General features: G+C 53.2%; 19 protein-coding genes and 1 pseudogene. 8 read left to right on the forward strand and 12 right to left on the reverse strand.

Annotated features, from left to right (window positions below; all coding sequences use genetic code 11):
- The 6 genes from ACVBEF_RS14445 to ACVBEF_RS14470 all read right to left on the reverse strand — a co-directional run.
- On the reverse strand, nucleotides 1-1371 hold a 1371-nt coding region (locus tag ACVBEF_RS14445), incomplete at its 3' end, for a heavy metal sensor histidine kinase (RefSeq protein WP_447124639.1).
- On the reverse strand, nucleotides 1368-2084 hold the full coding sequence (locus tag ACVBEF_RS14450) for a heavy metal response regulator transcription factor (protein ID WP_447124640.1): 717 nt from the start codon (nucleotides 2082-2084) through the stop codon (nucleotides 1368-1370). The genes ACVBEF_RS14445 and ACVBEF_RS14450, both read right to left, overlap by 4 nt.
- A 76-nt stretch (nucleotides 2085-2160) precedes the next feature.
- Nucleotides 2161-5322, reverse strand: a complete 3162-nt coding sequence (locus ACVBEF_RS14455; protein WP_447124641.1) for an efflux RND transporter permease subunit — start codon at nucleotides 5320-5322, stop codon at nucleotides 2161-2163.
- Nucleotides 5319-6500, reverse strand: a complete 1182-nt coding sequence (locus ACVBEF_RS14460; RefSeq protein WP_447124642.1) for an efflux RND transporter periplasmic adaptor subunit — start codon at nucleotides 6498-6500, stop codon at nucleotides 5319-5321. Before ACVBEF_RS14460 ends, ACVBEF_RS14455 begins: the two co-directional genes overlap by 4 nt.
- A gap of 28 nt (nucleotides 6501-6528) precedes the next feature.
- A complete protein-coding gene (locus tag ACVBEF_RS14465) occupies nucleotides 6529-8013 on the reverse strand; it encodes an efflux transporter outer membrane subunit (RefSeq protein WP_447124643.1) in 1485 nt (494 codons plus the stop codon).
- A 172-nt stretch (nucleotides 8014-8185) separates the two neighbouring features.
- Nucleotides 8186-9607, reverse strand: a complete 1422-nt coding sequence (locus tag ACVBEF_RS14470; RefSeq protein WP_447124644.1) for an MFS transporter — start codon at nucleotides 9605-9607, stop codon at nucleotides 8186-8188.
- Between the two features lie 258 nt (nucleotides 9608-9865).
- Between ACVBEF_RS14470 and ACVBEF_RS14475 the strand changes: the two genes are divergently transcribed.
- The 4 genes and pseudogenes from ACVBEF_RS14475 to ftsB form a co-directional block, all read left to right on the forward strand.
- On the forward strand, nucleotides 9866-11524 hold the full coding sequence (locus tag ACVBEF_RS14475; protein WP_447124645.1) for a CTP synthase: 1659 nt from the start codon (nucleotides 9866-9868) through the stop codon (nucleotides 11522-11524).
- Between the two features lie 8 nt (nucleotides 11525-11532).
- Nucleotides 11533-12387 carry a 3-deoxy-8-phosphooctulonate synthase gene (kdsA, locus tag ACVBEF_RS14480; RefSeq protein ID WP_447124646.1) on the forward strand — a complete coding sequence of 285 codons (855 nt, stop codon included), beginning with the start codon at nucleotides 11533-11535 and terminating at the stop codon, nucleotides 12385-12387.
- Between the two features lie 155 nt (nucleotides 12388-12542).
- Entirely contained in the window at nucleotides 12543-13826 is a 1284-nt protein-coding gene (eno, locus tag ACVBEF_RS14485; protein WP_447124647.1) for a phosphopyruvate hydratase, read from the forward strand.
- A 178-nt stretch (nucleotides 13827-14004) separates the two neighbouring features.
- Nucleotides 14005-14277 (forward strand): annotated as a pseudogene (ftsB, locus tag ACVBEF_RS14490) (cell division protein FtsB); the annotation flags it as partial.
- Nucleotides 14278-14580: 303 nt separating this feature from the next.
- Here the strand turns inward: ftsB and hslO are convergent.
- Nucleotides 14581-15516, reverse strand: coding sequence for an Hsp33 family molecular chaperone HslO (gene hslO / locus ACVBEF_RS14495; RefSeq protein ID WP_447124648.1), 936 nt, complete (start codon nucleotides 15514-15516; stop codon nucleotides 14581-14583).
- Nucleotides 15517-15548: 32 nt separating this feature from the next.
- Nucleotides 15549-16073, reverse strand: coding sequence for a gamma carbonic anhydrase family protein (locus ACVBEF_RS14500; RefSeq protein ID WP_447124649.1), 525 nt, complete (start codon nucleotides 16071-16073; stop codon nucleotides 15549-15551).
- A gap of 95 nt (nucleotides 16074-16168) precedes the next feature.
- Here ACVBEF_RS14500 and ACVBEF_RS14505 point away from each other — a divergent pair, with 95 nt between their 5' ends.
- Nucleotides 16169-17047 carry a ferritin-like domain-containing protein gene (locus ACVBEF_RS14505; RefSeq protein WP_447124650.1) on the forward strand — a complete coding sequence of 293 codons (879 nt, stop codon included), beginning with the start codon at nucleotides 16169-16171 and terminating at the stop codon, nucleotides 17045-17047.
- A gap of 2 nt (nucleotides 17048-17049) precedes the next feature.
- On the opposite strand, the gene ACVBEF_RS14510 is transcribed toward ACVBEF_RS14505, so the two are convergent.
- From ACVBEF_RS14510 to ACVBEF_RS14525, 4 genes are all read right to left on the reverse strand, one after another.
- Nucleotides 17050-17607 carry an RDD family protein gene (locus ACVBEF_RS14510; RefSeq protein WP_447124651.1) on the reverse strand — a complete coding sequence of 186 codons (558 nt, stop codon included), beginning with the start codon at nucleotides 17605-17607 and terminating at the stop codon, nucleotides 17050-17052.
- 109 nt (nucleotides 17608-17716) lie between these two features.
- Nucleotides 17717-18436 carry a DUF3106 domain-containing protein gene (locus ACVBEF_RS14515; protein ID WP_447124652.1) on the reverse strand — a complete coding sequence of 240 codons (720 nt, stop codon included), beginning with the start codon at nucleotides 18434-18436 and terminating at the stop codon, nucleotides 17717-17719.
- A gap of 2 nt (nucleotides 18437-18438) precedes the next feature.
- Nucleotides 18439-18843 carry a DUF3619 family protein gene (locus tag ACVBEF_RS14520; RefSeq protein ID WP_447124653.1) on the reverse strand — a complete coding sequence of 135 codons (405 nt, stop codon included), beginning with the start codon at nucleotides 18841-18843 and terminating at the stop codon, nucleotides 18439-18441.
- Nucleotides 18840-19409 (reverse strand): RNA polymerase sigma factor, encoded by a 570-nt coding sequence (locus tag ACVBEF_RS14525; RefSeq protein ID WP_447124657.1) that lies wholly within the window; start codon nucleotides 19407-19409, stop codon nucleotides 18840-18842. The genes ACVBEF_RS14520 and ACVBEF_RS14525 overlap by 4 nt, the downstream gene beginning before the upstream one ends.
- A gap of 643 nt (nucleotides 19410-20052) precedes the next feature.
- On the opposite strand from ACVBEF_RS14525, the gene ACVBEF_RS14530 reads away from it, so the two are divergent.
- The 3 genes from ACVBEF_RS14530 to ilvC all read left to right on the forward strand — a co-directional run bounded on the left by ACVBEF_RS14530 (nucleotide 20053) and on the right by ilvC (nucleotide 23360).
- The gene (locus tag ACVBEF_RS14530) at nucleotides 20053-21780 is read left to right on the forward strand and encodes an acetolactate synthase 3 catalytic subunit (RefSeq protein ID WP_447124654.1); all 1728 of its coding nucleotides are present in this window, start codon (nucleotides 20053-20055) and stop codon (nucleotides 21778-21780) included.
- Complete coding sequence (ilvN, locus tag ACVBEF_RS14535; protein ID WP_447124655.1) at nucleotides 21780-22271, forward strand: acetolactate synthase small subunit; 492 nt, start codon at nucleotides 21780-21782, stop codon at nucleotides 22269-22271. The genes ACVBEF_RS14530 and ilvN overlap by 1 nt, the downstream gene beginning before the upstream one ends.
- Nucleotides 22272-22343: 72 nt before the next feature.
- Nucleotides 22344-23360, forward strand: coding sequence for a ketol-acid reductoisomerase (gene ilvC / locus ACVBEF_RS14540; RefSeq protein ID WP_447124656.1), 1017 nt, complete (start codon nucleotides 22344-22346; stop codon nucleotides 23358-23360).
- Nucleotides 23361-23373: the final 13 nt, after the last annotated feature.

The raw sequence follows: 23373 nt of genomic DNA on the forward strand, positions 1-23373 counted from the left end.
AGCTTCTCTAGGCGCCCGGTTCATCGAGCACGAATCGATACAAGAAGCAAACACCCCCCCGCCATGCATATTCGCCACCGCCCGCACGATGGCAAGCCCAAGCCCATATCCATGCTGTGCCCCCTGATCATGCCGCGCTGCATCGACCCGATAGAAACGATCGAACAGCCGCTGCAAATGCGCCTGAGAAATCGGCTCGCCCGGATTAGCAACGGCGATCTGTGTCAGATTTTCCTGTCGCGTGATGGTGACGATAATCTCTGCACCAGCACTGGAGTGCTGTATAGCGTTTTGTAAAAGATTACTGATCGCGCGACGAAATAAAGCCGTCTCGATCGGTGCCTCAACGTTGATATCGCCAGCGATACTGACCGTCATACCGCCGTCATCAAGAATGAACTCAAAAAACTCAACCGTCTTCCTGACCTGATGCGCGACAGAGGCCACAATCAGTCCGGTTGCCGGTTCGCCCTGATCGGCGCGGGCCAGAAATAACATGTCATTGATGATCGAACGCATCCGTTCCAGATCTTCCAGATTCGATTGCAATACCTCTTCAAACTCAGCCGCGTTACGCTCTCGTGACAGGGCAACCTGCGTCGTGCCGATGATGTTGCCTAGTGGCGTGCGTAGTTCATGCGCGACATCGGCGTTGAATCCTTCGAGCTGTTTGTAGGCGTTTTCGATACGATCGAGCGCGCCGTTAAACGTGCTGGCCAGATCCGATAGTTCATCGGGCAGACGCATTATTTGCAGACGTTGAGATAGCGTTTTCGGACTAAAACTCCGGGCTTCATTCGAAAGCTGTTTCAACGGTCGCAGACCGACTTGAGCGATCCAATAGCCCAGCAGCATGACGAGTACGACGCCCGCCAGAGACAGGCTGATGAGCGCAGTCACGAATGCATGCAAAGTATGAAAATACGGTTCGGAATCGATGCCGACAATGAGACGCACGGGCGGGCGTTCACCGAGTGCGGCGATGGTTTTCGTCATCGTCCGTAATGGATATTCGCGCTGGCGGAGGTGAATATTGCCTAAGCCACTTGCGTCGCGCTCCAGATTGTCGATCTCGGCCAGGCCTTGCCCAAACTGAAAGCGCGGATCATCACTCAGAATCCAGTAGCGCTTGCTGCCGTCGGTGGGCGTTAAGGTGTCGAGTTTCGCTTGTACGCGTGGCCAGCGGGCAACGCTGTCGTTATGCGCAATCATGTACTGCATGTCCTGAAATACGGTGTGTAATTCTTCCTGCTGATGGCGCTCTAGTTCGCGATGGACGACGCTATACAGCGACGCACCAATGAGTGAAAAAGTCAGCAACGCAGCCGCAGCAAACATCGTCACCAGACGCACTGTGATGGAGCGCTTCATGCGGTTGTCTCATCCTTGCGCAATTCCAACACATAGCCCATGCCACGGATGGTATGCAGCAATTTGGGCGTAAATGGCGTATCTATTTTATTGCGCAGCCGTTTGATGGCGACTTCGACGACGTTGGTGTTGCTGTCGAAATTCATGTCCCAGACCAGTTCTGCAATGGCGGTCTTGGACAGAATTTCACCTTGCCGACGTGCGAGCACGACTAGCAATGAAAATTCCTTGGCCGTGAGATCGATGCGGGTATTGCTGCCGTTGCCATTGCCATTATTACCATCGCCGCGCCAGGCTTTGCGGCTGAGCAGGTCGATGTGCAGGTCGCCGATACGGAGTTGGCTGGCTTCTTGCGTTCTGCCGCGCCGCGCTAATGCCTGCAAGCGGGCCAATAATTCAAGGAAGGAAAACGGTTTAATCAGATAATCGTCGGCGCCGTCATGCAAGCCCTTGATGCGGTCTTCGACGCTGTCGCGTGCGGTCAGCATGATGACCGGCGTGTGTTTGATGGCGCGTAGCGCATGCAATATCGCAAACCCGTCAATCCCGGGCAGCATGACATCGAGCACGATGACGTCGTAATCGTGCTGCAACGCCAAATGCTGACCGTCGATGCCGTTATGTGCGAGGTCGACCGTGCAGCCTTGCTCGGTCAAGCCTTTGTACAAATAATCGGCAGTTTTCAGTTCGTCTTCGACGATCAGGATTTTCATAAGTGATCAAATAAGTTAGCAACTAAGGTAGCAACTAAGGTAGCAACTAAGGTAACAACTGAGTGTGCATGGATTGTTAATCTGCCAGTGCGACCGTTTCCTGTGTTCCCGCCTGGCGTGCTTTGCGCGCTGCTTTTTTTCTCTCGTACCAAAAATGGGCACGATCCAGATACAGATACACCACCGGCGTCGTGAACAGCGTCAATATTTGCGACAGAATCAAACCGCCGACCATCGCATAGCCCAGTGGTCGCCGTAGTTCTGATCCTGCGCCGTGGCCCAGCATCAATGGCAAGCCACTCAGGAGGGCGCACATGGTCGTCATCATGATCGGGCGAAAGCGCAGCAAACAGGCCTGAAAAATCGCTTCTTCTGGTGCCATGCCTTTTTCGCGTTCGGCGGTGAGCGCAAAATCGACCATCATGATGCCATTCTTCTTGACGATGCCGATCAATAAAATGATGCCGATCAAGGCGATCACGCTGAGATCGTAGCCGCCCGCCATCAGGATTAGCAATGCACCCACACCGGCGGATGGCAGTGTGGACAAAATGGTCAGCGGATGGATATAGCTTTCATACAGCAAGCCCAGCACGATATACACCGCTGCCAGCGCCGCTGCGATCAGGTACGGCTGCGATGACAGCGAATCGCCGAAGGCTTTGGCTGCGCCCTGGAAAGCGCCGCTCAAAGTGTGCGGCACGCCCATTGCGGTTTGCGCTTGTCCAATCGCCGTGACAGCGTCTCCAAGCGCCACGCCGGGTGCCAAATTGAACGAGATCGTCACCGCCGGAAACTGACTTTGATGGCTGATCGAGAGGTAGCCGGTTTTGGTGGTATCGACGCTAATAAATGAAGACACCGGTATTTGCTCCCCGGTCAAAGGGGACTTCACAAAGAGTTTGTCAAACAAGGCCGGGTCAGTTTGTAATGCTGGCGTGACTTCGAGCACGACGTGATAGCTGTTGACCTGCGTAAAGTATTGCGCAACCTGACGCTGACCAATGGCGTCATAAATGGTGGAATCGATCAACGCCGGTGTAATCCCAAAACTCGATGCGCGCGCCCGGTCAATGGTCAGCGTGGCGGTCGCCGCCGCGTTTTGCTGATCGGAGGCGACGTCTGTGAGTGCCGGTAATTCGCGAAAGCGTGCCAGCAGTTTCGGTACCCATACATTGAGCTCATCGAGCGAGGAGTCGGTGAGCGTGTATTGATATTGGGTCCGCGCCAGACGGCCGCCGACGTTGATATCTTGCCCAGCCTGGAGGAACAGATTGACGCCTTGAATTTTGGCGATCTGAGGCCGCAAGCGGGTAATGACTTCATCGGCGGAGGCGGTACGGCCTTCGTCTTTTGGTTTCAGGCTGATAAAGAAATTGCCCGTGTTGTAGGTATTCTGACCGCCGCTCATGCCGAAGCCGGTGACGTCGGGATCTTGCCGAATCACGTCGGCCAGTTTCAGCATTCTGGCGTTCATCGACGCAAAAGAGGCATCCTGTGCGGACTCGGCAAAGCCGAACACAAAGCCGGTGTCTTGCTGCGGGAAAAAGCCTTTGGGGATAATGATAAACAGCACAACCGTGGCCGCCACGGTCCCAAGAAATACGCATAGCGTCATGAATTGATGACGTAATACAACGATCAAGCCGCGTTTGTAGGCATTGAGCATAGTGTCGAAGGCATGTTCAAACCAGAGCGCCAGACGGCCATGTTTTTCGTCGTGATGATTGCGCAAAAAGCGCGAACACAGCATCGGCGTCAAGGTCAGCGAAATGATGACCGAGACCGCAATGGTCAGCGTCACGGTGATGGCAAACTCGCGGAACAAACGGCCTACAATCCCGCCCATGAGCAGCAATGGAATAAACACGGCTACCAGCGAGACCGAAATCGAAATAATAGTGAAGCCGATTTCGCCCGCGCCCTTGTAGGCGGCTTCCATCGGGGTCATGCCTTCTTCGACATGACGGTAAATATTCTCCAGCATCACAATCGCGTCATCGACCACGAAACCGACCGAAATCGTCAGCGCCATCAGTGACAGATTATCCAGACTAAAGCCGACGATATACATCACGACAGCCGTCCCCATCAACGCCAATGGTACGGTTACGCTGGGAATCAGAGTTGCCGGAACATTGCGTAAAAACATGAAAATCACCATCACCACCAAGGCGATGGTGAGCACCAACGTGAGTTCAACGTCCAGTACCGAGGCGCGGATGGTCTGGGTGCGGTCGATGATCGTGTTGACCCGTACCGACGGCGGAATCGCAGCTTGCAGGCGTGGTAATGCGGCCTTGATCCTGTCTACCGTTTCAATGACGTTCGCGCCTGGTTGCTTGGTAATGGCCAGTACGATGGAGCGACCATTGATGATGGTGTTACCGGCAGGGGCAGCTTTTCCGGCGTAGGCCCAACCGGCAACTTTCATGTTTTCCGGTGCATCAATGGCGATGCCGATATCGCGCACGCGCACCGGCGCACCATTTTTGTAGGCCAGCACCATGTCATTCCACGGTTTGGCTTTGAGCAATTGATCGTTGGTATAGACGGTGAAACTTTGCTTGTCACCGTCGATGGTGCCTTTGGGCTGATTGACGGTGGTGTTGGCGATGACGCCGCGAATATCTTCCAGATTCATGCCCAGCGCTGAAAGTTTGGCGGGATCGACCTGAATCCGTATCGCGGGCTTTTGCGCACCGCCGATATTGACCAGTCCGACGCCGGTAATTTGAGAAATCTGTTGCGCCAGAATGTTGTCGGCGTAGTCGTTGACATCAATCAACGGCAGTGTTGACGATTGCACCGCCATCACCAGAATCGGGGAGTCGGCCGGATTGATTTTTCGAAACGTTGGCGGGTTCGGCAAGTTAGCCGGGAGCTGCCCGCTGGAGGCGTTAATCGCCGCCTGGACATCCAGCGCGGCGGCGTCGATATTGCGGTTGAGGTCGAATTGCAGCGTGATTTGGGATGAGCCAAGTGCGCTGGTTGAGGTCATTTGCGACAACCCTGCGATCAACGAAAACTGGCGTTCCAACGGTTGCGCAACATTCGAGGCCATCGTTGCCGGATCAGCACCGGGCAGATTGGCGGAGACCTGAATGGTCGGAAAATCGACTTGCGGCAACGGCGCGACCGGCAGCAACGGCCAGACCGCAATACCGACCAACATGATGGCGATGGCGAGTAGTGTGGTTCCGATAGGGCGCTTGATGAAGGTGGCGGAGATGCTCAATTAGCCGCTCCTTTTGCCGGGGTGCCAGCTGACGCGGCTGACACAGCTGGCACAGCGGTTTCCACTATTTTCACGCCGGGCTTGAGTTTGTATTGTCCATCAACGACGATCTTTTGACCGACGCTCAGACCCTTATCAATAACGGCGACACCATCCTGATTTTGTAGGACATGGACGGCTTGCGTATTGACGCTTTCATCTGCCGCAACTACATAGACGTAAGTGCCGTCCTGACCGCGCTGAATGGCGGCAGCAGGAACGGTTAATACCTGTGCTAAATCCGCTAAATACAGACGCATATTGATGTATTGCCCGGGCCATAAAACGTGCGTCGGGTTGGCAAAGGTCGCTTTCAATTGCACGGTGCCGGAGGTGGTGTCGATCTGATTGTTGAGTAAGGTCAGGCGGCCATTGGCGAGCGCTTGCATGCTGTTGCGGTCTAATGCGGCGACCTTTAAGGGTTGCTTGCCTTGCAGCGCTTGATTGATGATTTGAAAGTTTTCTTCCGGCAGGGTGAAGACAGCGGTGATCGGATCCACCTGATTAATGACGACCAAGCCATTGGCATCGGCGGCGTGCACGATATTGCCGGCATCGACTAGCCGCGCACCGACGCGACCGCTGATCGGTGCGTTGATGGTGGTGTAGCTGAGCTGGACTGAGGCGTAACTGATTTGGGCGTCATCGGTTTTTAAGGCGGCTTCAAGTTGGCTCACCAGCGCTTTTTGCGTATCGAGCGTTTGTTGCGTGGCAGCGTCTTGTGTGCGCAGTACGGTGTAGCGTTGCAGGTCGAGTCTGGCGTTGGTCAATTGGGCCTGGTCTTTGGCCTTGACGGCTTGAGCCTGAGCTAATTGCGCTTGTTGTCCACGCGGATCAATCTGCGCCAGTAATTGTCCTGCTTTGACATCCTGACCTTCGGTGAAGCCGACTTTGACGAGCTGGCCGTCGATCCGGGTTCTGACAGTGACGTTGGCGTTGGCGGTGACGGTGCCTACGCCAGTCAGGTAGAACGGTATGTCTTGCTGTTTGACCAGCGCCGTCGTTGCCTCGATAGGCAAGTCTTCGGCCACAACGGTGTCGGTTTTGTGTCTGGCTTTCCAGATCCCGGCAGCGATCAGGATCAGGATGGCTGCGGCAATGAGAACGGTTGAGCGTCGGCGGGGAAGTGGTGTGGACATGTTTTGCTTACTCACTTTATTGACGAAATTAATTGGTTTTGTTCAGGGTGGCTAATGCGTCTTTGGTCAACGCAGTGGCATCCCAGCCTCCGCCGATGGCTTTGATCAGGCCGACGCTGGCAATGAGTTGACGACCACGCAGTTGCACCGCTGTGCGCGCATTGCTGAGCGCCGTTGTTTGCGCGACGACGACGCTTAAGTAGGTGGTGGTCCCGGCGCGGTATTGCGCCAGTGCCAGCCGTTCGGCGAGTTCGGACGCGGCGACCGCCTGATCCTGTACTACGCCTTCCCGGTCCAGCACGTTTAAGGTGTTCAGATTGTCTTCAACGTCCTGAAACCCGCCGAGTACGGTTTGTTTATATTGCGCGACAGCGACGTCATAGGCGGCAACGGCTTGTGCGCTGTGGGCGCGTCGCAAACCACCATCAAAAATGGTTTCTGCCAATGCCGCGCCGAGCGACCAGACCCGGCCCGGCGTATCAAACCAGGTCCCCAGACTGCTGGCATTGAAGGCACCATTGGCGCTGAGCATCAGGCTGGGGAAATAGGCGGCTTTGGCTACGCCGATGTTGGCGTTGGCGAGTGCGGCGCGGCGTTCGGCGGCAGCAATGTCTGGACGACGCTCAAGCAGATCCGAGGGCAGGCCGGACGGGACCATGGGTAAATGTGCCACTAAAGGGACGGTGGAGGCGGCGCTGATGGCTGCGAGCGTAAATGCGGCAGGCGATTTGCCCTGCAACATCGCAATGGCGTGCTCTAACTGGCCGCGTTGTGCATCGAGATCAATGGCTTGCGCTTGCGCGGTTCTTAATTGCGCTTCGGCTTGGGCGACATCCGAGCGCAAGGCTACACCTGCGTTGTACTGGCTTTGCGTGAGCTGCAGCGAACGGGTATAGGCGGCATCGGTGCGTGCATACAGATCTTTGAGCTGATCGGTGACGCGCAGTTGCAGATAATCCTGCGCCAACGTGGTCTGGATACTCAGCCGTGCTGCGGCCAGATCGGCAGCGCTGGCCTGGGTTCCGGCGTCGCCTGCCTCGACCGAGCGGCGTACCGCGCCCCAGATATCGGGCTCCCAACTGGCGTTGATGGTGGCGCTATATTGTTTGCCTTCAGTGACAACGCCAGCGGAGGCAGAGCGTGAGCGGCCAACGCCCATGCCTACGCCTGCTGTTGGCCAAAAGCCTGCGCGGGCGGCGTCGGCGGTGGCGCGGGCTTGTCGGTATTGGGCTTCGGCTTGACGGATATTTTGATTGGCCTTGTTGGCCTCGATCATCAGCGTATTGAGGGTGCTATCGCCGTAGGTTTCCCACCATGGATGGTTGGTGTCAATCTGCTGCGGCGTGGCAGTTTTCCATGCCGTATTTTCTTTAAAGGCGGCTGGGGTGTCGATCTGAGGACGCACGTAATCGGGACCGACGGCGCAGCCGGAGAGCGTGGCAGACAACGCCGCGGCAACGGCGCAGACACTCAGACGCCTGTGGAAATAGGGCAAAAATAGGGTTGAAGTCATGGCCTGTGAGCGGTAAGGCAATCGGTTGCAATGTTTGTCCGGCCATAAAAATAGTCGCCGGAAAGGCATGTTTACCGATGTACTTTAAGCGCTTCTGGCAGACCACAGGCTGTCATGAATATGACAAATTTGTCAGTTTTGCTCAGTTTTTTTGCGTGTTTCTGTGCGGAAATTAGTTGGGTGTTCGTCCGTGTCGAATCCGCAGGGTACTAATAACTGTCCCGAGCAGCGTGGCGCAAGCGGCCACCCATAATGAAAAGTGGACTGCACTAGCATCGACCGATGCGGTGTTAGCGCTGTGGGCGAGCCGATTGCCAGCAGCCGCCAATGCGATGGCGACTAACGCCGCGCCGAGAGACTGGCCAAAGGTGCGGGCGATGGCTAATACGCCGGAAGCGGTGCCGCTACGCGAGCGTGGTGCGTTGCTCATCATTTCCCGGTTATTCGGGCTTTGGAAAAAACCGAAACCTATGCCGCAAATAAAGGCGCGCCACAAAATATCGATGACCGAGGGATGCTCTCCCAGCAAGGTCAGCAACACCAGCCCAAGCGTGTAGACGGCCAACCCGCAAGTGGAGAGCAGGGCCGCCGGATAACGGTCAGCGAGCCGTCCTGCGATAGGCGCAACAATCACGATTGCCACCGGCCACGGTGTAAACAGCGCCGCAGACATCAGGGGGCTGAAGCCGTAAGCCCCTTGAAACAGAAACGGCAATGAAATAAAGGCAATCCCCTGGCCGATAAACGAACATAGCGAGGTAGCGACGGCCATCGAAAAGCGCACGGAAGAAAAAATGTCTAACGGCAATAAAGGTGCGGCGGCACGTTTTTGCCGAACAATAAAGAGCGCAGTTGCAAGCAGCCCAACGCCAGCTAACATGGCTTCGTTTGCCCAGCTGTCATGGCGCGATAATCCATCGACCGCTGAGACGATGGCGGCTAATGCCAGCGCTGACAATATGGCGCCGGCGATGTCGAATTTGCCGCCGTGACCGCGATCCGAGGGCAATACCCTTCGCGCTAATAGCAAGGTAACAATGCCAATCGGCACATTGACGGCAAATAACCAGGGCCAACTTAGTACCGACAACATCGCGCCGCCGATGGCCGGGCCTGCCGCTAGCGAGGAGGCGACGACCATGGCATTGATGCCGAGGGCCGAGCCGAGCAAGCGAGAGGGGAAAATATTGCGATACAACGCCGGGCCGATACTCATGGCCGCCGCCGCGCCGATTCCCTGTACAAAACGCAAAATATTGAGTGACAGCAATGACTGCGACAAAGCGCAGCCTAGCGAACTAAGCGTAAATAACAGAATCCCGCCCATGTACAGCCGCCGAAAACCAATTACATCGCCGAGCGAGGCAAACGCCACCATCGTCATGGCACCCGCCAGAATGTAGGCGTTAGCGATCCAGACGGCGGCCGATGGAATGACGTGCAAGTCACGCGCAATGATCGGTAGCGCGACGTTGACGATGGAGCCGTCGAGTACGGTCATGCCGGTACCTAAAATCATGACAATAATGGCGACACGGCGCTGTGCGCCCGGGATGCCATCGTCGCCTTCAAGATCGGTAAAAAGTCTGCTCATAGTGTTGGGGGTGGACGATTGAACCTAGGAAGTGCAGAATTATTACATGATGGACAATTCTTTGCCGACGGCATTATTTTGGTGGATTTCGTTGACGTGACCCGTCTTTTTCAGTGTTGCACAGGATAAATACGCAAGCAGGTCAAGGCAAGGATTGCTTGATCGTCAGTTAAGAATCGCGTGCTTTTTTTCAGAATGCAGGCGGTTGATTAAGGTATAATTTCAATTTCCCGCATGTGCCGTTCGGCACCTTCCGCAATGACCAAGTTTGTATTTGTTACCGGCGGCGTAGTTTCCTCCTTAGGTAAAGGGATTGCAGCCGCTTCCCTCGCAGCGATCCTCGAATCGCGCGGCCTCAAAGTCACCCTCATTAAGCTCGATCCGTACATCAACGTTGATCCCGGCACGATGAGTCCTCTCCAGCACGGCGAAGTATTTGTCACCGACGATGGCGCAGAAACCGATCTCGATCTCGGCCACTATGAGCGTTTTATTACGACGCGCATGAAGAAAGTGAATAACTTCACTACCGGGCAGGTCTACGAATCGGTTATCCGCAAGGAACGCCGGGGCGAATACCTCGGTAAAACCGTGCAAGTCATTCCGCATATCACCAATGAAATCCAGGATTACATCCATCGCGGCGCCGAAGGTTTTGACGTGGCGCTGGTAGAAATCGGCGGCACCGTTGGCGATATCGAATCCCTGCCGTTTCTTGAGGCAGCCCGTCAATTGAGTCTGCGCGCTGGCCGTAAAGCGGCGGCGTTTGTGCATTTGACGCTGGTGCCTTACTTGCCATCGGCAGGCGAGCTGAAAACCAAGCCGACGCAGCATAGCGTGCAGAAATTGCGCGAAATCGGGATTTTGCCCGATGCATTGTTGTGCCGCGCCGACAGACCGATTCCTGACGAAGAGCGCGCCAAGATTTCGTTGTTCTCGAATGTTGAGAACGAGGCCGTGATTTCGGTTTGGGATGCGGACACGATCTACAAAATTCCACAAATGTTGCACGACCAAGGGCTGGACGCGATTATTTGCGAAAAGCTGGGCTTGTCGCCGCAGCCAGCCGATTTGACGATGTGGACCAATCTGGTCCATGCGCTGGAAAATCCGCAGCATGAGCTCACCATCGGCATGGTCGGCAAATACGTCGATCTGACCGAGTCGTACAAATCATTGACCGAGGCCTTGCGTCACGCCGGGATTCATACCGGTGCACGCGTCAATATTGAGTATCTGGATTCGGAAGAAATTGAAGCCAAAGGGACTGAGTCGTTATCGAAATACGATGCGATTCTGGTGCCGGGCGGCTTTGGTAAGCGTGGCGTGGAAGGCAAGATCAACGCCGCACGCTTCGCCCGTGAAAATAAAATACCGTATCTCGGTATTTGCCTTGGTATGCAAGTGGCCTTGCTGGAATTCGCCCGTAACGTGGCCGGTCTGAACTTGGCAAACTCCACTGAGTTTGACGAGCAAACCGAACAGCCGGTCGTCGCACTCATTAACGAATGGCAAAATCACGACGGTAAAGTCGAGACGCGGGACGCGAACTCCGATCTGGGCGGCACGATGCGTCTGGGCGCGCAAACCTGCGATATCAAGCCGGGTACGCTGGCTTCTGAAATCTACGGTTTGACGGTAACTGAGCGTCATCGTCATCGTTATGAGGCGAATAATCACTATCTGGATCGGATTGAAGCGGCTGGTTTGGTCGTCTCTGCACGCACACCGACCGAAGAGTTATGCGAAGTCATGGAATTGCCGCGCACTGGCGAACATGCCCACCCTTGGTATGTCGGCGTGCAATACCATCCTGAATTCAAATCGACGCCGCGTGACGGGCATCCTTTGTTCATCTCGTTTATCTCGGCAGCATTGGCGCATCAGCAAGCGCTTGCTAAAAAATCTGAGGCTTAAGGAAAACCATGAAACTTTGCGGCTTTGATATTGGCCTGGATCAGCCATTTTTTCTGATAGCCGGTCCTTGCGTGATCGAATCGCGCCAGATGGCGTTCGATACCGCTGGTGAATTAAAAGAGATCACCAGCGCGCTGGGTATTAACTTTATTTACAAGTCTTCATTTGACAAGGCTAACCGTTCGTCTGGTACCTCTTTCCGTGGCCTTGGCATGGAAAAAGGGCTGGAAATTTTAGGGGACGTCAAAAAACAACTTGGCGTGTCTGTATTGACGGATATCCATGCGATTGAAGAGATCAAGCCAGTTTCCGCCGTCGTAGACGTGCTGCAAACGCCGGCGTTTCTGTGTCGTCAGACTGACTTCATCCATGCATGCGCTCAGTCGGGCAGGCCTGTGAATATCAAGAAAGGCCAATTTTTGGCCCCGCATGATATGACCAATGTGATCGATAAAGCACGCGCTGCTGCGCGCGAAGCCGGTTTGCCGGAGAATAATTTCATGGCCTGCGAACGCGGTGCGTCGTTTGGTTATAACAATCTGGTGTCCGACATGCGCTCCCTGGCGATCATGCGTGAAACCGGTTGTCCGGTCGTGTTTGACGCGACGCATTCGGTGCAATTGCCGGGCGGGCAGGGCAGTACTTCGGGTGGTCAGCGTGAGTTTGTGCCTGTCCTGGCGCGGGCGGCGATTGCGGTGGGAATTTCCGGTCTATTTATGGAAACCCATCCTGATCCGTCCAAAGCGATGTCGGACGGTCCCAATGCAGTGCCGTTGGGACGGATGAAAGAATTACTGGCGACGTTGATCGAGTTAGACCGTGTGGTGAAAAAGAACGGTTTTCTCGAGACACATTTTGCTTGAAATGACACACCGCGCCATCATTGAACAATGATGGCGCGGTGTTTTTGTTGGTCTACATTATTAGCTTCAAAGCAGTGCTTCAGTACAAATTGCGCATAAGTTGCGTACAAATTGAACATGAGTTCAGACCTGATCATTATGAATAGAGGAAATACATGAGTGCAATTGTTGACATCATCGGCCGCGAAATTATTGATTCACGCGGCAACCCAACTGTCGAATGCGACGTCTTGCTGGAGTCCGGTGTCATGGGCCGCGCATCGGTTCCGTCCGGTGCTTCGACTGGCTCGCGTGAGGCTGTCGAATTGCGCGATGGCGATAAAAAGCGTTACGGCGGCAAGGGCGTTTTGACTGCCTGCGAGCATATTAATACCGAAATTTCTGAAGCAATCATGGGTTTGGATGCCAATGAGCAAGCATTCCTGGACCGTACGCTGATCGATCTCGATGGCACTGAAAACAAAAGCCGTTTAGGTGCGAACGCGATATTGGCAGTCTCGATGGCGGTAGCTAAAGCGGCGGCTGAAGAAGCTGGCTTGCCGCTGTATCGTTATTTTGGCGGTAGCGGCGCGATGCAAATGCCGGTGCCGATGATGAACGTCATCAACGGCGGCGCGCACGCAGATAACAACCTCGATATTCAAGAATTCATGATTATCCCGGTCGGCGCACCGAGCTTCCGCGAAGCGATTCGCTACGGCGCTGAAGTATTCCACGCGTTGAAAAAAATCCTGCAAGACAAAGGCTTGACGACTTCGGTTGGCGATGAAGGTGGTTTTGCGCCATCGGTCGCAAGTCATGAAGATGCGCTCAAGTTGATCATTGAGGCGATTGAAGCTGCTGGCTACGAGCCGGGAACCCAAATCGCACTGGGTCTGGATTGCGCAGCGAGTGAGTTCTATAAAGACGGTAAATACGTCCTCGCCGGCGAAGATATGACATTGACGGGTGCACAATTCACCGGTCTGCTGGCATCGTGGTGCGACAAGTATCCGATTATCAGTATCGAAGACGGCATGGCCGAAGATGATTGGGATGGCTGGAAGTTGTTGACCGAAACACTGGGCAAGAAAATTCAGTTGGTTGGAGATGATCTGTTTGTGACCAATACGAAAATTCTGCGCGAAGGCATCCAAAAAGATATCGCCAATTCGATTTTGATCAAGATTAATCAAATCGGTACACTGACAGAAACGTTTGCGGCGATTGAAATGGCAAAACGCGCTGGCTATACGGCCGTTATTTCGCATCGTTCAGGCGAGACGGAAGACTCCACCATTGCGGATATCGCTGTTGGTACGAACGCGCTACAGATCAAAACTGGCTCCATGTCGCGTTCCGATCGTATGGCGAAATACAACCAATTGCTGCGTATTGAAGAAGATTTGGGCGATATCGCTAGCTATCCTGGTCGTTCAGCTTTTTATAATCTGAAATAAATTGTTGTGATTTAATGCAAGAGTCCGGCCAGAGAGTTAATCGCTGGCCGGATTTTTATATATTCAGGACTTACGCAAAATCGCCCCGGCCGTAGTACTGTTTTCGTCAGTCTGCTTTGCAAGAACGATTTTGCGTAAGTCCTCATATTGAAGATAGATTTTTGATGCGAGATTTTTGATGCGTTTAATCGCGATTTGCCTGACTGCGCTTTTGATGTTGATCCAGTATCCCTTGTGGCTGGGCAAAGGTGGTTGGTTACGCGTCTGGGATATGGGACAACAAGTAGATGCTGCGCATGTAAAAGTCGATGACTTAAAAGCGCGCAATGCCAAACTCGATTCAGAAGTGCATGACTTGAAAGAAGGAACCGGCGCTATTGAAGAGCGTGCCCGTAGCGAGTTGGGTATGATTAAGCAGGACGAAATTTTTATACAAATATTGGACCCAAATAATACAGAAGTGGTCGCCACGCTTCTGGAGGCGCAGCAATTGTCTGATAAGGTCGGTGCAGCCGTTGCTGTTAAACCGCCACTGGTTAAGCTGGGAGATAAGCTGGGAGATAAGCCGTCGGCGAACGCCGGGCAAGGGGTGAAGTCGGTTAAGCCAGGCACTAAGCCTGTGCCCAAAACACAATCCTAAACACAATCGCAATCACAATCTTTTGAAAAAGCAACTGCGCTCATCCGTGATTAACAATCCTGCAACGCGTGTTCCTACTATGAACACGCGCTGGCGTCAGGATGGCAGGTTGAATTAGTGTTTACTGTCGCCCGTTGTCAGCAGGGTTTGAGCCGGGGCGCTAGTGGCAAAAAGGTGCGCGCAATCAACTTTGTCGAATGCGTAGTGTTGCCCACAGAAATCACAGTCGACCGATAGTTTTCCCATCTCTGCTATGGCCTCATCGACCTCTTTTTGCCCCAACATCTGCAGCATATTTCCCACTTTTTCGCGCGAGCAGGTACAAACAAAGCTGGGATGCTGCGGCTCGAAAATACGTACGGTTTCTTCCCAGAACAAACGCCGCAACAGCGTTTGAATATCGGTCGATAGCATTTCAGCCGGGCGTAGCGTCGCACCCAGCATGGCGATACGATTCCAGCTTTCAAGCGGATCTACGATATCGACGGTAGTGCCGCCATGATGCGGTAATTTTTGCAGCAATAAGCCGCGTGAGACCTGAGCATCGGCCGCCAGCCACAGCTTGGTATCGAGTTGTTCGGAGCGCAGCATGTAATTTTCGATGACTTCAGCCACGTTGTCGCCGTCCAGCGGCACGATGCCTTGATAGGGCTGTTGTCCCGGCATTTTGTCTTGCGGGTCCAGCGTGATGGCAAAGCGGCCCTGTCCATTGAGATTGACTAGTTGCTCGAGCGTCGCGTTGTCTTCAACCACGGCCTCGGGAGCCAGTTTCGCCGTAGCGCGCATTTGTAACCTGGCGTCACACTCAACGACTAACAGGCGTACCGGGCCGTCCCCATGGATTTGCATCACAATGACGCCATTAAATTTTAAATTGGCAGACAGTAGCGCTGCCGCAGCAAGCATTTCACCGAGTAACCTGGTGATTGCGCTCGGATAGGTGCGGTGTGCGAGTACCTGTTGCCAGGTGTGAGAGAGTTCGACCAGTTCGCCTCGGACAGAGGCGTTTTCGATCATAAATTTTTGCAGATTGTCGCTATTGATATCCATTGCGTTGTGTCCTTGCTCGGTCATGATGTGCTTTAGCCGATTTTCTTAAGTTGCGTTTTATATTCTTGACCGCGACGCACGTAATGCTCTGCACCGCTGGCGAGTTTGGTGATTTCTTCGGCCGATAAGAGGCGTGCAACTTTGGCGGGTGAGCCGATAATCAAGGCGTTATCGGGAAATTCTTTCCCTTCGGTGACCAGTGCGCCTGCGCCAACCAAGCTATTTTTGCCTATCTTTGCGCCATTGAGGACGACTGCCTGGATACCAATGAGCGAACCGTCACCAATAGTGCAGCCGTGCAACATCACCTGATGACCAATGGTGACGTTTTCCCCAATTGTCACGGGATAGCCCATGTCGGTATGGATGACTGCATTTTCCTGCACATTGCTGCCGCGACCAACCGTGATGAGTTCGTTATCGCCGCGAATGGTGACGCCAAACCAGACACTGGCTTGGGCTTCGATCTTCACTTTGCCGATGAGTGTGGCGCTATCGGTGATGTAGGCCGATGGATCGATATCGGGGGCATGGTCACCCAGTTGGTAGATAGTCATAATTCTCCGTAGAATGTGCGCTTGTTTGAGCTTGTCTGAGCTTATTTTGGCTTAATGGAGCTTTTTAGTTAAGGACGCTATTTTACGCCGCCAGCATGAAAAATTTATCTGACCCTACTTTTATTGTTTCTACAACGGCTTTGAGCGACTTACGCAGCGCCGCCCTGCATCAGTTGCTGATCTGCGACCCGATCGCGAAGGTAACCGGCGTAGCCAAAATGGCCGCCGATTTCAAGCGTGGAGTACTTGCGCTCAATACTTCTGCGGTGTTCATTAGCGATGCAGAGTCCAACTCTATTCCAGGGCGGCCATTGAAACCGGAGCTAGTGTTGCCCAAGACGCTCAAGCACCGCTCAATGCGCACTGAAGAAGGGCGTGCTGCGCTGGTGCATGCCCTTGCGCACATCGAATTCAATGCCATCAATCTGGCCTTGGACGCCATTTGCCGCTTTGCCGATATGCCTGCTGCGTATTACGCCGACTGGTTGAGTGTGGCGACCGAGGAAGCGCAGCATTTTCATATGCTGTCTCGACATTTGCAGACCTTAGGTTTTGCGTATGGCGATTTTCCCGGGCATAACAGTATGTGGGAAATGGCCGATAAGACGCGCAATGATGTTTTGGCGCGCATGGCGCTGGTTCCGCGTACGTTAGAGGCGCGTGGACTCGATGCAACGCCGGCAGTCAGGGCGAAAATTGCGCAGGCTGGCGACATGGCGGCAGCCCAGATTCTCGACATTATTTTGCGTGAAGAAGTCGGTCATGTGGCGATCGGTAACTATTGGTATAACTGGTTATGCGATGCCCGCGAGCTCGATCCAATTGCGACGTTTGCTCAGCTGGTGGTGGAATATGTGGCCCCGGTGTTGCGCGGGCCTTTCAATCTTGAGGCACGTCTTGCTGCCGGATTTTCTGAAGAAGAGTTGACGGTGTTGCAGGAAAGTTTCATTGCTTCTCAGTCTCAGCGCATCTAAATTCAGTGATACCAGCGATGCTTGCCTTTAGGTCGCACAATCTCTGCCATATCGACAAGCTTGGTGCCTGCTAGTCGGTCATGTAAAAACTGACGCTGCGGATCGAGATAAGCCGTCATCGACCATAAAACAATATTGAGCGCCGGGATCAATGCCAACATCCACGTCTGTGCACCCAAGCTCCACGCCAGCGCCAGGCCGGGCAGAAACCACAACCATGCCAGTAAATAGCGTATCAGGGCATGTTTGACGTTGATGGCACTGCCATCCTGATTGACTAACTGCAGACGCCAGGTTTTCATGGCGAGCGTCTGGCCGCCGTGACTCCAGCACCAGACAAAATACGCCGTGAGGACAATGAATAGCCACGCTTGCTGTGCGTGCCGCAGGTACATCGCGTTACGTTGCTGGAGCAAGATCGAAAAAATCAGGCCGGAGACGAACAAAATCCCAAACAGCAACATACCCTCGTAGAGCATGCTCCCGAATCGCCGCTTTAGAGATGGTGGCGCGGATGCGCTGGGTGTAGTCGTATCGGTTGCGGGGATGGAGGTGTTCAAGGATGTGATTTCGTCATGAATATGTTGAGCCAGCGAGATTGTCGGTATCAGCGCTGGCGGACGTCAAGCATAAACCGGTATCAGCTTAGTGGCCAGCTTAGTGACCAGCTCAGTGGCTAGCCGGTTCGCCTGTCAGCGCCGGTTGCGGCGTCAACTGAATTTGCTTTGCTGGCTTGTTCTTCGCAGGTGCCGACAATATTTGCGCGGTAACCCGCTTATTCGTACTGGCCTTTTCTGCCTCAGCGGCAAGTCGTTGTTTTTCTTCTTCCGGTAATTGTTGGTATTGCGCCCAGCGTCTTGCGCGTTGTTCAGTATCGAGTTTTCTGGCGCGGGCATAATTTTCACGTACCTGCCGACGTTGCTCCGGCGTCAGGTTGACCCAGTCATGCATGCGTTCCTGGACGCGTGCTTGCTCGGTTGTATTCATACTGTTGTAGCGTTTGCTGATTTCAATCCATTTTTTTCTGGTGGCGAGTTTTAATTCGCTCCAGCCAGATGCAAGCGGTGCCAGGGTTTGTTTTTGTCCCGGTGTGAGGTCGTCCCAGTTGGCTTTGCTATCGCTGATTGGCGTTACTTTTGCTGCGTTGTTGGATTTTGGCTTAAGCGCCAGTTCGCCGGTCGTGCTGTTGGTGGTGCTAACAGCCGCGACGCCAGCAGCATGGGATGCTTTTATGATCACTGATGCCGAGGCGATGATGAGTGCCAGAACAACCATCAGGGTGACCACAATTGTGCGTGTTTTATTACTGCGTAAAGATGCTACGCGACCTGACGATGCGTGATCTGTCAACTGCTCATGATGTTTAATTGGTGTTGGTATCAGTGCCATTCTTAGTCGTCGCGCTTGGCAAGATAGTAATCAAAGCCGCGGTCTAAATAAGCTGTCGGTGGCACTTCATCGGCTAATACGGCAGCGTCGATGGCAGCTATTTCGGTGATGCGATGCTGTTGCTCATACTGATAGAGACCAAAAAATAACACTATCCCTGTCAGTATCGGTACTGCAACGCCAAACCGCATGAGCCAGGAAAAAGGCTGATGGAAGAAGCCACTGGCTTGACCAGCCAGTGCCGTTTGAGGGGCAGTTACGCGTAATGGTGCATCATTTTTTTTGCGTGACAAGGCGATCCGACGTGCTGCAGCTAATCGATCAACGGTAGCTGTCGGGATGTCTTCCATACGTTCATTGAGCGCGTGGCGTACTTTGTACGCAAAATTGATTTCGTTGTTGTTCATAAACTTATTCCTTTGACCCTAAGCGCCTGCGCCAGAGTGTGTGTTGCGCGAGAGCAGTGTGTTTTTACACTACCTTCAGAGCAGCCCATTGCGGCGGCGGTCTCGGCAACATCCATGTCCTCCCAATAACGCATGAGGAAGGCTTCTCGTTGACGTGCCGGGAGTTTTTGTATTTCCAGGTCGATGACATCGAGGATTTGTTCGCGTTCTAGCTGCGATGAGCTGGACTCGGCGGCCTGCGAGCCTTGTTCTGACTCGTACGTCTCAAGCACGTCGTAATCTTCATCGCTGCTTTTGTCATGACCGATGCTGGAAAACAGGCTGACCCAGGTATTGCGTACCTTTTCTCGACGGAAATAATCGAGAATGGTGTTTTGCAATATGCGCTGAAACAGCATCGGTAATTCGGCAGACGGTTTGTCGCCATATTTTTCTGCAAGTTTGATCATCGCATCCTGGACAATGTCCAGCGCTGACTCGTCCTTACGGACGGCGTACAGCGCTTGCTTGAAGGCGCGTCGCTCTACGTTCTCGAGAAAATCTGAAAGTTCTTTATCGGTTGCCATGCATTGTGGCGCGTCGAGTGGTTCGCGGCCAGCCATTGAAAGTTGTTCAGAATCCTGCTGCGTATCTGCCTCTTCGTGAGAGGCAGGCTGGTATAACGGGAACCAATGGAATCAGAAAAACTAGCTGGCTTAGCTGGCTAGTGTTAACTTGATGGGTTGTTTCGGATCGTTAAAGGAGGGCATGTCAGGCTGCTCGAATGCTATCAAAAAACTCAGGGTTTGTGGAGTATTAATACTAGATTTTGTTCAAATACGACCGTTTTTACATAGCTTTAAGTGAATTTGCCTTGACCAAAATGAAAGTACGCATTATGGTAGCACTCCACTTCAGCACCCTGAAGTGGTCCCATGGCCTTCCCGAAGGCAGCGCAAGACGCTGATCGGCGGGTAGGCGTGCTTCAATATTTGAAAGCTGTTTGCTCCAACCCGTGCCACAAGCGCGAGAAAACGGCAGTGGTGCTTCAAGGTAATTGGCTGAACGAGTCGCACTAAGCGTCATTTTTGAAACATACCAACGGGTATGCAACGCAATGATGCGAACGCACAAAAAAGGAATGCCAAAAATCCATGTTGCATGCCACCGTTATCGTCAGGAAAGAGCATCCGATCAATTTCCAATGGACCTTGAAAGGACATCATCAACATGAGTCAAGATACAAATTTGCCCATTAGCGGCGCAGAAATTCTGGTGCGTTGTCTGGCCGAAGAGGGAGTCGAACACGTTTTCGGTTATCCCGGCGGTTCAGTGCTGTACATCTACGACGCCATTTTCCAGCAAGATAAATTCCAACATATATTAGTTCGCCACGAGCAAGCTGCGATTCATGCAGCCGACGCCTATTCGCGTAGCTCAAACAAAGTCGGTGTCGCCATTGTCACGTCCGGCCCGGGCGTCACCAACGCGGTGACCGGTCTGGCGACAGCCTATATGGACTCCATCCCGATGATCGTGATCTCAGGTCAGGTACCGTCCTATGCGATTGGGGAAGACGCATTTCAGGAGTGCGATACCGTCGGTATCACCCGTCCTTGCGTCAAGCACAATTTCCTTGTCAAAGATGTCAAGGATTTGGCTGATACCGTCAAAAAAGCTTTTTATATAGCCACGACCGGTCGTCCTGGTCCGGTGCTCATCGACATTCCTAAAGATATCTCCATGCATCGGCATGTGTACGCGTATCCGAAAGAAGTCGAGATGCGCTCCTACAAGCCGGTCGATAAAGGTCACTCCGGGCAGATCCGTAAGGCACTCCATTTATTGCTGACCGCCGAACGTCCGATGATCTATACCGGCGGTGGCGTGATTCTGGCAAATGCATCGCCTGAGTTGAATCGTCTGGTCGATCGTCTTGGTTACCCTTGCACCAATACCTTGATGGGTCTCGGCGGCTATAAGGCTTCCAGTGATAAGTTTGTCGGTATGCCAGGCATGCACGGTACTTACGAAGCCAACATGGCAATGCAGAACTGCGATGTACTGATTGCGATCGGCGCACGTTTTGATGACCGCGTGATCGGTAATCCCAAGCACTTTGCCAGCACCCAACGCAAGATTATTCATATCGATATCGATCCATCGTCGATCTCCAAACGCGTCAAAGTCGATATTCCTATCGTCGGTAACGTCAAAGACGTTTTGCAGGAATTGTTGGCGCAATTAGACGCTGCCGAGATCAAGCAAAACACAGTGACTTTGGCCGCCTGGTGGAAGCAAATCAATGAATGGCGCGGAATTGACTGTCTGAAATTTGCCAATTCGTCAGAAGTCATCAAGCCGCAATCGGTGGTCCAAAAAGTCTGGGAAATCACAGATGGCGACGCGTTCATTACCTCGGACGTCGGACAGCATCAAATGTGGGCCGCGCAATATTATCGTTTCGATAAACCGCGTCGCTGGATCAATTCCGGTGGCCTCGGCACCATGGGCGTCGGCTTGCCGTATGCGATGGGCGTGCAGATGGCCAATCCTGGCGCGACTGTCGCTTGTATCACCGGCGAAGCATCGATCCAGATGTGTATTCAGGAGCTGGCAACCTGCAAGCAATATCACCTGACTCCGAAGATCATTCTGCTCAATAATCGTGCGCTCGGCATGGTCCGACAATGGCAACAAATCGATTACGGCTCACGCTATTCCGAGTCGTATATGGATTCATTGCCAGACTTCACCAAATTGGTTGAGTCCTACGGCCATGTCGGTATGAAAATTGAAAATCCGGCCGACATTGATGGCGCACTGAAAGAAGCGTTCGCCATGAAAGACCGTCTGGTGTTTATGAATTTCATTACGGATCAAAGCGAGAATGTCTGGCCGATGGTCAAGGCAGGCAAGGGCTTGACTGAAATGCTGCTCGGTTCGGAGGATCTGTGATGCAACATATTATTTCGGTACTGCTAGAAAATGAAGCCGGTGCGCTGTCACGCGTAGTGGGTTTGTTTTCCGCACGCGGCTATAACATCGAAACATTGACGGTCGCACCGACCGAAGATGCGACCTTGTCACGGATGACCATCGTGACAAGAGGTTCGGATGACGTAATCGAACAGATTACCAAGCATCTGAATCGTCTCATTGAAGTCGTCAAAGTGGTCGATCTGACCGACGGCGCGCATATCGAACGCGAATTGATGCTCATCAAGGTGCGTGCGGTGGGTAAGGAACGTGAGGAAATGAAGCGTACTGCGGATATCTTCCGGGGGCGGATCATTGATGTCACGGACAAGACTTACACTATTGAATTAACGGGCGCTAAAAGTAAGTTAGACGCCTTTATTGAGTCAATAGACCGGGTATCAATTCTGGAAACTGTCCGCACCGGTGCCTCTGGTATTGGTCGCGGCGAACGTATCCTGAAGGTCTGACCTAAAGAACACACGGACTGTTACGGATCGCCGCAACAGCTCTCTATCAATTATTTATATATAGGATTTAACATGAAAGTTTTTTACGACAAAGATAGCGACCTTTCCCTGATCAAAGGTAAAAACGTCACCATCATCGGCTACGGTTCACAAGGCCATGCGCACGCACAGAATCTGAATGATTCCGGTGTCAACGTCACTGTTGGTTTGCGCAAAGGCGGCGCTTCATGGGACAAAGCAGTCAATGCTGGTCTGAAAGTTGCTGAAGTCAACGATGCAGTCAAAGCTGCTGACGTCATCATGATTTTGCTGCCGGACGAAAACATCGCTCAGGTATATGCAGAAAACGTCGCACCCTACGCTAAGCAAGGCGCAACACTCGCATTTGCCCACGGCTTCAACGTTCACTACGGTCAAGTAACGCCACGCGCTGACCTCGACGTCATCATGATCGCGCCAAAAGCACCAGGCCACACTGTGCGCGCAACTTACACTCAAGGCGGCGGCGTACCTCACCTGATCGCGGTATACCAAGATAAATCCGGCACTGCCCGTGACATCGCTCTGTCCTACGCAACTGCGAACGGCGGCGGTCGTGCCGGTATCATCGAAACCAACTTCCGCGAAGAAACCGAAACAGACTTGTTCGGCGAGCAGGCAGTGTTGTGCGGTGGCGCAGTTGAGTTGATCAAGGCCGGTTTTGAAACCTTGGTTGAAGCTGGTTATGCACCAGAAATGGCCTACTTTGAGTGCTTGCACGAACTCAAACTGATCGTTGATTTGATCTATGAAGGCGGTATCGCCAACATGAACTACTCGATCTCGAACAATGCAGAATACGGCGAGTACGTCACAGGCCCACGTATCGTCACTGAAGACACCAAGAACGCAATGCGCGCGGTGTTGAAAGATATTCAGACTGGCGAATACGCGAAGAGCTTCATTCTGGAAAACAAAGCTGGCGCGCCAACTTTGATCTCCCGTCGTCGTTTGAATGCAGAGCACCAAATCGAAACAGTTGGTGCGCAACTGCGTGGGATGATGCCATGGATCAAAAAGAACGCAATGGTTGATCAATCCAAGAACTAATAAGACTTTAGCT

The sequence above is a fragment of the Glaciimonas sp. GG7 genome (genome assembly GCF_052976905.1).